General features: G+C 53.2%; 12 protein-coding genes, 3 tRNA genes and 2 pseudogenes. 10 read left to right on the top strand and 7 right to left on the bottom strand.

Going from position 1 to position 14,456, the window contains the following annotated elements; all coding sequences use genetic code 11:
• The first annotated feature begins 103 nt into the window (after positions 1–103).
• The gene (gene trxB / locus AACX78_RS10885) at positions 104–1,054 is read left to right on the top strand and encodes a thioredoxin-disulfide reductase (protein WP_021140586.1); all 951 of its coding nucleotides are present in this window, start codon (positions 104–106) and stop codon (positions 1,052–1,054) included.
• Positions 1,055–1,111: 57 nt separating this feature from the next.
• Positions 1,112–2,359 carry a diguanylate cyclase gene (locus AACX78_RS10880; protein ID WP_159166200.1) on the top strand — a complete coding sequence of 416 codons (1,248 nt, stop codon included), beginning with the start codon at positions 1,112–1,114 and terminating at the stop codon, positions 2,357–2,359.
• A gap of 93 nt (positions 2,360–2,452) precedes the next feature.
• On the opposite strand, the gene AACX78_RS10875 is transcribed toward AACX78_RS10880, so the two are convergent.
• Positions 2,453–2,923, bottom strand: coding sequence for an outer membrane lipoprotein (locus AACX78_RS10875; protein WP_005310731.1), 471 nt, complete (start codon positions 2,921–2,923; stop codon positions 2,453–2,455).
• Between the two features lie 19 nt (positions 2,924–2,942).
• On the opposite strand from AACX78_RS10875, the gene aat reads away from it, so the two are divergent.
• The 3 genes from aat to infA all read left to right on the top strand — a co-directional run bounded on the left by aat (position 2,943) and on the right by infA (position 4,650).
• Positions 2,943–3,650 carry a leucyl/phenylalanyl-tRNA--protein transferase gene (gene aat, locus AACX78_RS10870; protein ID WP_159166199.1) on the top strand — a complete coding sequence of 236 codons (708 nt, stop codon included), beginning with the start codon at positions 2,943–2,945 and terminating at the stop codon, positions 3,648–3,650.
• Positions 3,647–4,363: an arginyltransferase gene (locus tag AACX78_RS10865; protein ID WP_087755867.1), complete on the top strand. Its 717-nt coding sequence runs from the start codon at positions 3,647–3,649 to the stop codon at positions 4,361–4,363. The genes aat and AACX78_RS10865 overlap by 4 nt, the downstream gene beginning before the upstream one ends.
• A 68-nt stretch (positions 4,364–4,431) precedes the next feature.
• Positions 4,432–4,650: a translation initiation factor IF-1 gene (infA, locus tag AACX78_RS10860; protein ID WP_005300033.1), complete on the top strand. Its 219-nt coding sequence runs from the start codon at positions 4,432–4,434 to the stop codon at positions 4,648–4,650.
• Between the two features lie 68 nt (positions 4,651–4,718).
• On the opposite strand, the gene clpA is transcribed toward infA, so the two are convergent.
• Both clpA and clpS read right to left on the bottom strand, forming a co-directional pair.
• On the bottom strand, positions 4,719–6,971 hold the full coding sequence (clpA, locus tag AACX78_RS10855) for an ATP-dependent Clp protease ATP-binding subunit ClpA (RefSeq protein WP_159166198.1): 2,253 nt from the start codon (positions 6,969–6,971) through the stop codon (positions 4,719–4,721).
• Positions 6,972–7,030: 59 nt separating this feature from the next.
• Positions 7,031–7,348: an ATP-dependent Clp protease adapter ClpS gene (gene clpS / locus AACX78_RS10850; protein WP_005310725.1), complete on the bottom strand. Its 318-nt coding sequence runs from the start codon at positions 7,346–7,348 to the stop codon at positions 7,031–7,033.
• A 229-nt stretch (positions 7,349–7,577) separates the two neighbouring features.
• On the opposite strand from clpS, the gene cspD reads away from it, so the two are divergent.
• A complete protein-coding gene (gene cspD, locus AACX78_RS10845) occupies positions 7,578–7,796 on the top strand; it encodes a cold shock-like protein CspD (RefSeq protein ID WP_005300025.1) in 219 nt (72 codons plus the stop codon).
• A 110-nt stretch (positions 7,797–7,906) separates the two neighbouring features.
• Here cspD and folD read toward each other — a convergent pair whose 3' ends face one another.
• The gene (gene folD, locus AACX78_RS10840; protein WP_111588342.1) at positions 7,907–8,770 is read right to left on the bottom strand and encodes a bifunctional methylenetetrahydrofolate dehydrogenase/methenyltetrahydrofolate cyclohydrolase FolD; all 864 of its coding nucleotides are present in this window, start codon (positions 8,768–8,770) and stop codon (positions 7,907–7,909) included.
• A gap of 203 nt (positions 8,771–8,973) precedes the next feature.
• Here folD and AACX78_RS10835 point away from each other — a divergent pair.
• The 4 genes and pseudogenes from AACX78_RS10835 to AACX78_RS10820 all read left to right on the top strand — a co-directional run.
• Positions 8,974–9,050: transfer RNA gene (locus tag AACX78_RS10835), tRNA-Pro, on the top strand.
• Between the two features lie 37 nt (positions 9,051–9,087).
• Positions 9,088–9,164: transfer RNA gene (locus tag AACX78_RS10830), tRNA-Arg, on the top strand.
• A gap of 52 nt (positions 9,165–9,216) precedes the next feature.
• Positions 9,217–9,292, top strand: a tRNA-His gene (locus AACX78_RS10825).
• Positions 9,293–9,418: 126 nt separating this feature from the next.
• Positions 9,419–10,139 (top strand): annotated as a pseudogene (locus tag AACX78_RS10820) (integrase core domain-containing protein); the annotation flags it as partial.
• A gap of 109 nt (positions 10,140–10,248) precedes the next feature.
• Here the strand turns inward: AACX78_RS10820 and AACX78_RS10815 are convergent.
• From AACX78_RS10815 to AACX78_RS10805, 3 genes and pseudogenes are all read right to left on the bottom strand, one after another.
• Positions 10,249–11,061, bottom strand: a complete 813-nt coding sequence (locus AACX78_RS10815; protein WP_159166197.1) for a hypothetical protein — start codon at positions 11,059–11,061, stop codon at positions 10,249–10,251.
• Positions 11,054–13,645: a hypothetical protein gene (locus AACX78_RS10810; RefSeq protein WP_159166196.1), complete on the bottom strand. Its 2,592-nt coding sequence runs from the start codon at positions 13,643–13,645 to the stop codon at positions 11,054–11,056. The genes AACX78_RS10815 and AACX78_RS10810 overlap by 8 nt, the downstream gene beginning before the upstream one ends.
• A 9-nt stretch (positions 13,646–13,654) precedes the next feature.
• Positions 13,655–14,440, bottom strand: a pseudogene (locus AACX78_RS10805) (type VI secretion system Vgr family protein); the annotation flags it as partial.
• Positions 14,441–14,456: the final 16 nt, after the last annotated feature.

Here is a 14,456-nt window from a genome sequence, read left to right as displayed (position 1 = left end):
CCTGCACCTATGGTCGATTGGCACAATCGACTCACTGACCTTTGACCCCATATCACGAATTACCTACAATCGCGCAAACTCATCACGTCTCGGAAATCACATCATGAGCCAAGTCACTCACAGCAAACTGCTGATCCTGGGGTCAGGCCCGGCCGGTTACACCGCCGCCGTCTACGCAGCCCGCGCCAACCTGAATCCTCTGCTCATCACAGGCATGCAGCAAGGTGGTCAGCTGACCACCACCACAGAGGTGGAAAACTGGCCCGGTGATCCCGAAGGTCTGACCGGTCCAGCCCTGATGGAGCGCATGAAGGCCCATGCGGAGAAGTTCGATACCCGCATCCTGTTTGATCACATCAATGAAGTGGAGCTGACCCAGCGTCCGTTCCGCCTCAAGGGCGACAGCGCCGAATACACCTGCGATGCGCTGATCATCGCCACCGGCGCCTCCGCCAAGTATCTGGGGCTGCCTTCCGAAGAAGCGTTCAAGGGCCGCGGCGTCTCCGCCTGCGCCACCTGTGACGGCTTCTTCTATCGAAACCAGGAAGTGGCCGTGATCGGCGGCGGCAATACCGCAGTGGAAGAGGCACTCTATCTGGCCAACATCGCCAAGAAGGTGCACCTCATTCACCGCCGCGATGAGTTTCGTGCCGAGAAGATCCTGATCAAACGTCTGCACGACAAGGTAGCGAGCGGCAACATAGTGCTGCACACCCACCAGACCCTCGACGAAGTGCTGGGGGATCAGATGGGCGTGACCGGTGTGCGCCTGCGCAGCACGCAGGATGACACCACAACGGATCTGCCGCTGATGGGCGTATTCATCGCTATCGGTCACCAGCCGAATACCCAGATCTTCGAGGGCCAGCTGGCGATGCAAAACGGCTACCTGATCGTACGTGGCGGACTGGACGGCTTTGCCACCCAGACCAGCATTGAAGGGGTATTTGCCGCCGGCGACGTGGCCGATCACAACTACCGTCAGGCCATCACGTCTGCCGGCACCGGCTGTATGGCCGCCCTCGATGCCGAGCGATATCTGGACGCGCAATAAGCGCAAGGGATATAAAAGGCATGCCGTGAGGCATGCCTTTTTACGTTAAGGAGCCGGATGAAACAGAAAATATTGATTGTCGAAGATAGCATGACGATCCGTCGCATGTTGATCCAGGCCATCGCGCAGCAAACTGGCCTGGAGATTGATGCCTTCGATACCCTGGAGGGGGCACGTCACTGCCAGGGAGACGAATACGTGGTCGCGCTGGTGGATCTAACCCTGCCTGATGCTCCCAGCGGGGAAGCCGTCAAGGTGCTGCTGGAGCGAGGCTTGCCAGTGGTGATCCTCACCGCCGATATCAGCGAAGACAAGCGGGAGGCCTGGCTGGAAGCAGGGGTGCTGGATTATGTGATGAAAGATTCACGTCACTCCCTGCAATACGCGGTCGGTCTGGTGCATCGCCTCTATCTCAATCAGCAGATTGAAGTGCTGGTCGTCGATGATTCACGCACCTCCCGCCACCGCACCATGGCACAGCTACGCAAGCAGTTGTTGCTGGTCCACGAGGCGAGCCATGCCCGCGAAGCCCTTGCCACCCTTGAGCAGCATCCGGCCATCCGGCTGGTACTGGTCGACTACTATATGCCGGAAATTGACGGCATCAGCCTGGTGCGGATGCTGCGAGAGCGCTACAGCAAGCAGCAGCTCGCCATCATAGGGATCTCGGTGTCGGACAAACGGGGCTTGTCTGCCCGCTACCTCAAGCAAGGGGCCAACGACTTTCTCAACCAGCCGTTCGAGCCGGAAGAGTTGCAGTGTCGGGTCAGCCATAACCTGGAGGCGCTTGAGCAGTTCAACAGCATTCAGGAATCCGCCAACCGCGACTACCTGACCGGGCTTTATAACCGGCGCTACTGGTTCAACGAGGGGCAAAAGTGGTTTGAGGAGCATCAGCGCCAGCAGACGCCGCTCGCGCTGTGTGTCCTCGATGTGGATCACTTCAAGCAGGTCAACGATCACTGGGGTCATGCCATCGGCGATCAACTGCTCTGCCACCTCACCCGGTTGCTGACCCAGTTCTTCCCCGATGCCATGATTGCCCGCTTTGGGGGAGAGGAGTTTGCCCTTATGGTGCCCCATTGCACAGTGCCAGTGCTGCTCAAACGGCTGGAGGGACTGCGCCAACAACTGCGTCAGCAACCCTTGTCACGGGAGACGCCGCTGTTCGTTCGCGCCAGTTTCGGGGTGATCAATGTCGGGCGAGTCTCCATGGACGAGGCACTGAGTGAAGCGGATCGCCTGCTCTATCAGGCAAAAAACACAGGTCGCGACAAGGTAGTGTCTCAGGGCTCATCTGCATGAGCTAGATGAGTTCCGTGTAGTACCGCCCGACTGGCTCCTGTCAATGGAGACCGTCGGGTTGCTCCCCTTCCCTCTTGCTCGATATGCCTTGCCTCAGTAGGTCTTGTCGACTCGTACCCCATCGTCGAAATAGAGGATGCGCACCTTGTCTCCGTTCATGAACACCATGGCCGGATCGTAATCCTGGATAACGTTGACCAAACCGTTTTGCTCGTTGCGAATGAGCAGCTCTACCAGCTTGTTCTCCACCACGGATCCACCTGATTGATAATGCTGCGCGGCAGCGGCCCCTGCCAGTGCCCCAACGGCGGTAGCAATTTCACGGCCATGACCACCACCAAACTGGTTGCCAAGCAGGCCGCCCAAAACGGCGCCGCCCAGGGTTTTCCAGCCGGAATGTTCAGACTCCAGTATCTGGCGCTGGGTGATGTTGCGCACCGTCTCCACCTGGCCAAACACCACCTGATTGACGGGCCGCGCCGTGTTGCGCTCGTAAACCTGGGCCCCGGCGGGCGCAGTGACAAAGCAGAGCAAGCTGGATACTATCAGGATAATGGCCTTCATCTGTGAACCTCTTCGCCTTATGTCTCGCTATCTTACCCAATTGGATGATGCGCTGTGCTGGTTTCCCGACCCCGAGCACGCACTGGATGAACCCAACGGCCTGCTGGCGATCGGCGGGGATCTCTCCCCTGAACGATTGCTGGCAGCTTACCACAAGGGGATCTTCCCGTGGAATGAGCCCCACCAGCCGTTGCTGTGGTGGTCGCCGGATCCCAGAGGGGTCATCATCCCCGAACAGCTGCACATAGGTCGCAGCCTGCGCAAATTTATCCGCCGCACCTCATTCGATATTTCCATCAATCGCGCCTTTAATGAGGTAATAGCGGCCTGCGCCGCCCCCCGTCGCAGCGCCAGTGGAACCTGGATAAGCACGCCCATGATCGACGCCTATCGACAACTTCATCGCCTTGGCCATGCCCACTCCGTCGAGATCTGGCAGCATGGCCAGTTGCAAGCTGGCCTCTATGGCCTCTCCCTCGGCCGCCTCTTCTGTGGTGAGTCCATGTTCAGCCGCATCGACAACGGCGCCAAGCTGGCCATGGTGGCGCTCTGTCACCACTTCGCCAGCCACGGTGGTGCACTGATCGATTGCCAGATGCAGAATGATTTTCTGGCTACCATGGGGATCCAGGAGTGGCCAAGAGAGACGTTTTTGACGGCGCTGACCAAACTGAGCCGGCAGCCGTTGGCAGATTACTGCTGGCTAGCGGGGAGCATCAGCCTATGACAGAAGAAGTGATCCTCAAGGTAGGCCTGACACCCAAGCATCAATGCAGCTATCTGGGCCATGAACAGGAGCAACTGCTGGTATTGATGGACCACAACCTGCTCAATGCCAGCGGCTATGAGCGATTGCTGACGGCGGGATTTCGGCGCAGCGGAAATGACATCTATCGGCCCCACTGCCCGGCCTGCAGTGCCTGCCAGTCGCTGCGCATTCACAGCGAACGCTTCGTGCCGAGCCGCAGCCAGAAGCGGATCCGGCAGTTGAATCAGGACCTTGAACTGGTGCTCAGCTATGACGACAAGCCCGAGTATTACCAGCTCTACGAGCGCTACATTCGCGAGCGCCACCATGACGGCAGCATGTATCCCCCCAGCCGGACCCAATACAAGGGCTTTTTGCATTGCGACTGGATGCCGCCACTTTACCTCGAAATGCGCAAGGACAACCGGCTGATCGGGGTCGCTACCACGGATCTGCTCCCCCACTCCTTGAGCGCCATGTATACCTTTTTCGATCCGGCTCACGCCGATCGCTCCCTCGGTACCTTCGCCATTCTGAGTCAGTTGGAACTGGCCAAGCGCACAGGTAGAACCTGGTTGTATCTTGGCTATCTGGTGGAGGCGTGCCGCAAGATGAATTACAAGCGCCAATACCTGCCTCACGAGCGGCTGATACAGGGGGAATGGAAAAATATCGACACCAAGCCCGAGTAAACTTTACACATAGCCTTAAATCCGGCATGATCCAGCGGATTTTTGTTGTGGCTTATCAAGAGGATTCAATGGCTAAAGAAGACAGTATTGAGATGCAGGGCACCATTCTCGAAACCCTGCCCAATACCATGTTCCGTGTGGAACTGGAAAATGGTCACGTGGTTATCGCTCATATTTCCGGCAAGATGCGCAAAAACTACATCCGTATCCTGACTGGGGACAAAGTAACGGTAGCTCTGACTCCGTACGATCTCTCCAAGGGACGTATTGTTTTCCGCTCTCGCTAAGCCAGGAATTCAGCAAAAAACCCCAACCTCTCGGCTGGGGTTTTTTGTCGCTTTCTAACTATCAGTGCTTAGTGGGAGACAGCTTCAATATTGACCTGAAAGTCAAAGCTGAGGCTGTCATTTACCAACTCAACCTTCACTACCCCTCCATCAACCAGTGATCCAAACAGGATTTCATTGGCCAGTGGTTTCTTGAGGTGTTCCTGGATGACCCGTCCCATGGGTCTGGCTCCCATGGCCCTGTCATATCCCTTCTCGGCCAACCAGTGGCGGACACCCTCGGACACTTCAAGAGACACGCCCTTGGCATCCAGCTGCACCTGCAACTCGACAATGAACTTGTCGACCACCTGGTGGATCACCTGCATATCCAGATGGTTGAACCAGATGGTGTGATCCAGCCGGTTGCGGAACTCAGGACTGAACGTCTTGTTTATCACCGCCATGGCATCGTGGCTCATGTCTTGTTGCTGGAAGCCAATGGACTTGCGCTGGGTCTCCTGCACACCAGCGTTGGTGGTCATAACCAGGATCACGTTACGGAAATCCGCCTTGCGCCCGTTGTTGTCCGTCAGGGTCCCGTTGTCCATTACCTGCAACAGCAGGTTGAACACATCCGGGTGTGCCTTCTCAATCTCGTCCAGCAACACCACAGAGTGGGGATGCTTGAGCACTGAGTCGGTCAGCAAGCCGCCCTGTTCAAAACCGACATAACCGGGAGGGGCACCAATCAAACGTGAGACGGTATGGCGCTCCATGTACTCGGACATATCAAAACGAAGCATTTCCACCCCGAGCGCCTTGCCAAGCTGCTGGGTGACCTCCGTCTTGCCCACCCCTGTCGGGCCGGCAAACAGGAAGCAACCCACAGGGCGGCGTTCATTGCCAAGACCTGAGCGTGACAGCCGGATGGCATCAGTCAACACCTCTATGGCCTTGTCCTGGCCAAACACCACCATCTTGAGATTGCGCTCCAGGTTTTTCAGCACTTCCTTGTCAGAAGAAGAAACAGATTTCTCCGGGATACGGGCAATCTTGGCAACGATAGCTTCGATTTCCGGCACATTGATCACTTTCTTGCGCTTGCTCGCCGGCAGCAGTCGCTGCCCTGCCCCGGCCTCGTCGATCACGTCGATAGCCTTGTCAGGCAGATGACGGTCGTTGATATACTTGGCCGAGAGTTCGACCGCAGCACGGATCGCCTTGACGGTATAACGCACACCGTGGTGCGATTCGTAACGGCTCTTGAGCCCCATCAGGATGCGAGTGGTGTCATCCACACTCGGCTCGACAATATCGATCTTCTGGAAGCGACGGGCCAGGGCACGGTCTTTCTCGAAGATCTGGGAATATTCCTGGTAGGTTGTCGACCCGACACAGCGCAGCAAACCATTGGAGAGCAAAGGCTTGATGAGGTTGGCGGCGTCAAGCTGGCCACCCGAAGCCGCACCGGCCCCAATAATGGTGTGGATCTCGTCGATGAAGAGGATGGCCCCTTCTTGGCGCTCAATCTGCTTGAGCAACACCTTGAGGCGTTTTTCGAAATCACCACGATACTTGGTGCCCGCCAGCAAGGATCCCATATCGAGTGAATAGATGGTGCTACCGGCAATCACCTCGGGCACATCCCCCTTGACGATGCGATAGGCCAAGCCTTCGGCGATGGCTGTCTTGCCAACACCGGCTTCACCCACCAGCAGCGGATTGTTCTTGCGGCGACGGCACAATACCTGGATGGTGCGGCTCAGTTCCTGATCGCGGCCGATGAGCGGGTCGATACGCCCTTCCAGCACCAGCTGATTCAGGTTGGTGGCAAAGCTTTCTATCTGGGCAGCAGAGACATCATCGTCAGACTCGGCATTGTTACTGCTGTTGTCGGGCTTGCTGTCTTTTCGCACTCCGTGGGAGAGGAAATTGACCACATCCAGCCGGCTTATCTCGGCCTTTTTCAGAAAATAGGCCGCCTGAGATTCCTGCTCACTGAAGATGGCCACCAGCACATTGGCGCCGCTGACCTCAGTATTGCCGGAGGATTGCACATGGAAGACAGCACGCTGCAGCACTCGCTGGAAACCAAGCGTGGGCTGGGTTTCTCTGTCTTCATCATCGCGGGGAATAAGCGGGGTTGTTTGACCGATGAATGCGCTGATCTCTTTGCGCATCAGTTCCACATCAGCACCACACGAACTCAACGCCTCATGGGCTGAGCTGTTATCCAGCAGGGCTAACAACAGGTGCTCGACAGTCATGAATTCGTGGCGCTCGTCCCGGGCCAGTTTGAAAGCCTCGTTCAGCGTCTTTTCTAGATCTTTATTCAACATAGGCACCTCCCCTAGTACAGCAACAATGTGGTGTCGTTCTCGCCATCAAGTCATCAGATTCAAGCCTTTTCCATGGTACATAGCAGTGGATGTTCGTTGTTACGTGAATAGGTGTTGACCTGGACCACTTTGGTTTCGGCAATCTCGGCGGTAAACGTACCACAGACTCCCTTACCACTATAATGCACACTCAGCATCACTTGGGTAGCCTTGTCCAAATCCATACCAAAGAACTTTTGCAGCACCTCCACCACAAACTCCATCGGTGTGTAATCGTCGTTGTTCAGGACGACCTTGTACATGGGTGGCGGTTGCAGCTTCGTTTTCTCTGCTTGTGCAATCTCTTCATTAGCAAAGAGTTCTTTCTGCTTGCTCATAGTCGCGCTTCGGTACCTCTAGATTACTACCGTCTAACACAAGATTGTCAATAGACTTGTTAACCAGATCACATCAGTTGTTAACAACTCCTTGACTCGCTCAAAAGTTAGACTAGATTGGTTACTTGCTAATCGGCGCCCGTCTGCTATAGACGTATGCTACTAGTTATAAAGGGCTGGCGCAGGTTACTCAACGACTTCAGGGTAATCAATAAAAGGATGTAGATGTATGGCAACCGGAACAGTCAAGTGGTTTAACAACGCAAAAGGATTTGGGTTTATCTGTCCGGAAGGGGGTGGTGAAGATATCTTCGCCCACTACTCCACGATACAAATGGAAGGTTACAAGACCTTGAAAGCAGGTCAGGCAGTCAACTTCGAACTGCAGCAGGGGCCGAAAGGAAATCACGCCTCTGTCATCGTGCCAAACGAAGCACAGAACATGTAAGAGTCAAACTGGATAAATAAAAAACCCGGCGAACCGCAAGGTTGCCGGGTTTTTTATTGTGACCTTTGAGTGCGAGCGTGAAGCCGATCAGATGCAGGCTTCACCCACCATCACAGTGCCTGGTCGTGATAGTCCTGACAGGCACTCAGGGTGTTTTCCATCAGGCTCGCTACCGTCATGGGGCCGACACCACCCGGAACCGGTGTGATGAAAGAGGCATGATTACGCGCCGTCTCGAACTCCACATCCCCCACCAGAGAGCCGTCAGCCAGACGATTGATGCCCACGTCGATCACCAGGGCACCCGGCTTGACCCACTCTCCTGGAATGAAGTTCGGCTTGCCCACGGCCACGACCAGCAAGTCGGCACGACGCACCTGCTGTTCCAGATCCTGAGTGAAGCGGTGGCAGGTGGTCGTGGTACAACCGGCCAGCAGCAGCTCCAGCGTCATCGGGCGCCCCACTATGTTGGATGCACCGACCACCACAGCATGCAAACCATGAGTCTTGACGCCAGTGGTCTCTATCAGGGTCATGATGCCCTTGGGCGTACAGGGACGCAGCGCCGGAATACGTTGCGCCAGACGGCCCACGTTGTAAGGGTGGAAGCCATCAACGTCCTTGTCGGGACGAATACGCTCCAGCACCTGGGTCGTATCACAATGGGCCGGCAGCGGCAGTTGCACCAGAATGCCGTCTACGTCCGCATCATCATTGAGCCGATCGATCAGGGCCAGCAGCTCTTCCTGACTCGCCGTCGCGCTAAGATCGTAAGAGCGGGAGATAAACCCCACCTCTTCACAGGCGCGGCGCTTGCTGCCGACATAGACCTGAGACGCCGGATCTACCCCGACCAGGATCACCGCCAGACCTGGCGCCCGTTTCCCTTGTGCCAACCGATGTTGGACTTGCGCTGCGACCTGATTGCGAATCGTTTGCGCAACCTGTTTTCCATCAATGATTTTGGCAGACATCGTTCTTCACTCACCATGTGTTCAACTGCCGCGCATTGTCGCATTTTTTTGGCGCAGGTGTTAGCAGCGCTCGCTGGGCGGGCAATAAGTAGGCACTTGAATTTACTGGCGGAAAAATACGTTGACGCTGCCTTTCCCGCTTGGGTATGATGCCCGCCCGTTGCCCAGTACCGCCGCTATCGGTATGCTGGACAAGAAATTTTCGGTGATTAGCGCAGCCCGGTAGCGCATCTGGTTTGGGACCAGAGGGTCAAAGGTTCGAATCCTTTATCACCGACCAAGTTCATCGATGAGCCACCTTGGCTAATCGATACAGAGCGCCCTTAGCTCAGTCGGATAGAGCAACGGCCTTCTAAGCCGTGGGTCGCAGGTTCGAATCCTGCAGGGCGCACCATTAATAAATCCTCCCTCCCCGGGATGGATGGTATTAATGGAAATTTTCAGTGGTGGCTGTAGCTCAGTTGGTAGAGTCCCGGATTGTGATTCCGGTTGTCGTGGGTTCGAGCCCCATCAGCCACCCCATTTACTGCTTTAAAAACCTCCCGCCCCTATCTAAGTCCAGTAGAAATAAATCGCATCCTTGTGTCCTGACGGTTGCCTGTAAAAATACTCGCTGCGGGCAGTGCCGGCGCTCACTTCAGCTTCAGGGCAGACGGTGTCAGTGGCGTGTCGCAACGTCACGGCTTGCCCTCCAAACTCGACCGCTTGTTCTACCTCGATAAACCCCATCGAGAACAGATGATTGAACTCAATGACGAGCAGATGCGCCTGTCCGATCACTTCAGCCCCGAGTTTCGCGAACGCTAAACAGAAGTCCTCTACACCGAGGAACTGATGACGGTCGACACCATTTTCATCAGCAAGCTCTAGGAGTTGGCAAGGTGTACTGCAAACCGTGCTGGACTGCTCGCCTAGGGACGGCTCTACACCAGCAAGCTGCCAGTCACCTCAGTCCATGTGCTCAATGAAACGACACTGTCGTTCTTCGAAACTCATCAGGCACAGGTTTATACCGTCCTGTCGAACAGCGGACGTGAGTTCTACTGGCGCCCTGACCATCATCCCTACGAGCTGTTACTGCACCTGGAGGAGATTGAGCACCGGACAACCAAGGTGCGCAGACCGCAGAGCAACGGCTTTATCAAGCGGCTGCACCGGACACTGTTGGATGAACAACTTCCGCATCAAGGGGAGGACGACCTGGTATGAGTCGGTGGAGCAGATGCAGACAGACCTAGATAGCTATCTGGAGCAGTACAACACCAAGCGGCCTCATCAGGGCAGAATAATGGAAGGGCAGACGCCCTACAGCATGTTCAAGAAGGGACTGAAATTGATACCGAAAGAAGTACGCGATAACGTAGCGTAAACAAGACACCGGTTTGAGGCCGGTGTCAGGTGATAACTAGATCTGTACACCTTTTTATAAAGACACCGGCCTTAAACCGGTGTCACGAAAAATAATTTAACATGGAACTTCATGTGCATGAAATAACAGCCAGTTCTTTTCCATTCTGTGTGACTGAAATCTCTCCCTTTTCAGGAGATACATTGTAGCTAGTATTTTTATTTTTGAAAATAAACCTATCCCGAACTAAGGAGTAATCGTGAAGAGATATTTCTTTTTTCTGCTTACCATAAGCATAAGTTATATCTCCTGAAAATGGAGAGTAACATAAATTCAAATAACGCCCTGACGTGGTCTTACAATAATAAAAAACGCGATCTCCACTGTCACAAATTTTGCTTCCAGTGCTTTCTGATAGTCCATCTATCTCAATATATCGCATTTTACTGTATAAGTAAGGCACTTCACTGTTTACATGAACATATGGGACATCTATTATTTTGCTTATGATGGCAGAATCTTCATTTGCCACTCCTTCCAAATTTACCTTAGTAATATCATTACCTTTATTTATCTCACCAATACCACTTACTCGCTCCTCACCAGCGCTTGTAAATATAGATGCACTACCTATATAATTAATTTTCCCAGCAATATCAAAATAATATATCGCACTCACTTTAGGCCTATCCGCAACAACTGAAATTTTTATAATTCCATTACCGCTTACTTTTTTACATGAACTATTTTCCGATGTAAAGGGTACCGTGAATGATTCTACCTCCCCATTATATTTTATAGAAAGTATGCTAATCGGTTCACCGTTTTCAATTTTAGTTTCAACTTGGTGAACTATCTCATCTGAACAGCCTTCAATAGCGTATACCCATGAAGGTACAAGACCACAAATAGTCAACAAAAAAAAGAGAGAAGGATTATTCATTAACAGACTCCAGATCTTGATTCGCTTTCCTAACCATTGAACCATCTTTATACGCGCTATACCATTTAGAGTCTTTAAGAGCACTTTCAGAAAACTCAAATTTTGAAAATTTCAATTTTGAAAAATCTACATTACTACAATCTATGCTCTTGCTTAATCTCAGCAGTGACTCATTTCGCTCTTTTACATGATTAAAACCACCATTTACAGCAATAGTTACTTTCAAGAAATCGTTATTTTTAGTGAAACCTCTTATATCGCCCCATGCCGAGCCAGAAACCCAATACCACACAGCAGAGTACACAGCATGATGGATTTTACTGGCAAGCATTTCGACCTTATCACTATTGATAGGCAACAAATCAATTGACGCTAAATATTTCTCGTAATTTTTTTTATGTGTTACCTGTATTAGACCTCGACCATGATAGAAACTTCCACCACCATATTCGTCCCATTTAGATGGAGTGGTGCCGTCTTTATTCTTATATTCTTCCGTTGTTCTAAAAAAATCAGTTTCAACAAGGCATTGAGCCAAAAAATGCATTTTATCAAGGCATGTTGAAACACCATAAAAATTCATGGCTGAATTAAGCTCTTTGAGGAAGACATCTGCAGAAATACTCGTAACACCAGCATATGAAGACCGTGAAAACAAACTTTCCACTGAAGCCTTCCCTTCGATTGCACTTTCTAAATGTTTCAGTTCAATATCTCGACCACACAAACACTGATTGCCATTTAGCCGTGAGAATGTTAATGGCTGAATATGCCAAACCTCCTTATCAAGCTTTAGCTTCGCTGCACTCTGCATCCACTCAAGCTTATCGATACGTTGCTTTTCATGGTCAACCAATAAATCAAAATCTGGCAGGCCAATCTTGGTCATAAGTTTATCTAGCCACAGATAACTGCTGGCTGATGATTTTTCATACCACTCACTGGGATGCTTGACGATTAGCTTCTGAAGTTTTTCTGCATTGCTGCTGTTTTGCAGGGCCGCCTGTATCTCTTCGCTGCTAAGTTCACCATTGCCATCGGAATCGAAGCTCTTGACCAGATCGGTGAAAAAGGCCGGAGGGGCATCGGGATCTAGATAACCGTCGGAACCAGAACCATCGACCTTTTTAAAACCAATCTTCAGCCAGTCATGTTGGCTCAACAATTCGACTTGCTCTTTCTTGACATATTTTCCTGACGAGACACAGACCCACTCCTGCTTGGTGGCGTCTTTTTCAAGCCCGGGTGATTCAACCAGCGCCTCAAGGCTTTCGTCAGCGGTCGCAACCCAGAGATCTTTACCGTCCTGCTTTTTCTTCTCGCATAAGACGAGTTCCGCAGGGACCTTGGCATAGGTAGCGCCACCTTTTGTTCCCGCCTTGTTGGCCAGTACGTCGTCAAGCCGAGGATCCTGGGTGAACACCTCAAGATGGACTTGATGCTTGCTCTTTTTGCCTCCAATCAGAGAGCCCGGCGTTTCCACCAGACCGAGGTAACCTATGGTCTCCCCCGCCGCGATGGCCACAGGGGATGGCAACACATATAGCTCGCCGAGATGGGAGGGGGGAAGCATATTTGCCTTGATAAATTCATCTTCGACGCACACCCAGGCGATACCGCAACTACCCTGGACACCATCCCCACTCGGCATCACATAGTTGCATCTGGCCATCTTGCGTGCCTTGTCACCAATCCAATGGAATTCGAGTTGGTGGGCATCATACTGCAACTTGGTGCCGACTGGCAGTGAGACGCTGCTACTGCCTGCCATCAAGCGACCGCTTTTATCATCCGAGACAGGATCTGCACGCCCGGCCATATTCTTCGATAATTCGGCCTCTATCTGATCGAATAGCCAGGTCGGCAGGTTGGGTTTAATCACCTCGACAGCATCCGGGCTATTGGCGATCCAGACAGAACTCCCTTCACTGACCAATACGCCGGCCTTCTCGGCCTCTTTTATCTGGGCATTGGAAAGCTTGCTCTTGATAATCACTTTGATGAAATCATACTCCTTGCCCCCAACATTCCCCTTCTGGGATGGCGCACTGCTGTCCATCTCCAGTTCGGTATCTTTGGGCAACGTGAAACGGGGCAAAGCGGCATCAACACGCTGCTGCTCGGCATCGGGATTGGCATAGGGAACGGAATTGCGCGCATTCCAACCCTTCTTCAGTACCAGCTTCTCGGTACTTTGGTACTTATCCCAAGGCAGCAGATGCATATACAGCGAATAGAAGGTGAACTCGTTTTTCGCTTTAGTTTCTGCATTTATTTCACAATATTCGTGCTGTACCAGGCAGAAGCAGTTGGAATAGCGTAGGGACTCACCCTGATATTCAGAGGTCAAGTAATCCTTCATCATCCGGAATGCCACCACCTTACCATCGGCAATGGCTCTGACGGGATACTTATCCTTGCACCAAGGGGCACTCTTGTCGCTGATATGAATGCCGCCATGCCACTTGTTGTGGTTGCCAAGAAGATAGTGACCCGATTGCTCGCCATTTATCAGCTCCGTTAGCGCCTTGACGTCCTTGAACTCTTCCCCTTTGGCGGTGAGGATGGGAAATGCAAACTTCATGCTGTTTCCTTATTCAGAAAAGAGGTAGAACGCGCCAGGCTTCTCTTCTTTCAAGAGTGCCTCCATCGCCTTCTCGGTGGCGATCGCTTTGACCAGCTCAACCAGCTCGGGAGCCTTGATCACTTCTACCCCCTTGGGCACCACGGGGGCCTTGCCACCCCAGCCAGAACCAGAACCTGCGCTGCCGCCGGCGTTGAGCTTGATGGCGGGGCCGACCAGCTTGATGCCGCTCGGGTCAACCTTCACAAAGCTGCCGCCCCCCTTGAGGGTGATCTCGGAGCCCGCCTCCAACACCAGCTTGTCGCCTACCTTGATATGCACCTCCTGGCCCGCCTCCACTAGGAGGGACTGGCCCAGTTTCTGGTGCATGCAGGCATCGACGGTCAGCGACAGGTCCGCCTTGATATGGTCCCGCTTCTCCCCCTCCACGCTCAAATGGTCGTTGGCCTTGATGCGGGTCACACGCTCGTTGTCGATATCGGTGTGCTGGTCATGCTTGATGTGCCAGGCCGCATCATTTTCGATGAGCACGTTCAGGTCTTTCTGACCGTGGATGTAAATCTCTTCCTGACCGGCCTGGTCTTCAAAACGCAGCTCGTTGAACCCTTCGCCCTGGTGGGTTTCGGTGCGCAGCACTGTGCGGGTCTTGTTGGCAGGCAAGTCGTAGGGGGGCCGGTTGGTGGCGTGGAAGGTGCGGCCGGTCACGATGGGCTGGTCGGGGTCCCCTTCCAGGAAACTCACGATAACTTCATGGCCGATGCGCGGAATCGCCATCATGCCGTACTGGCCACCCGCCCGACGACAGATTAGA

It is taken from the genome of Aeromonas sp. 9A, from assembly GCF_963900955.1.
In the GTDB taxonomy this organism is placed as follows: domain Bacteria; phylum Pseudomonadota; class Gammaproteobacteria; order Enterobacterales; family Aeromonadaceae; genus Aeromonas; species Aeromonas salmonicida.
This window is presented reverse-complemented; position numbering and strand designations above follow the sequence as displayed.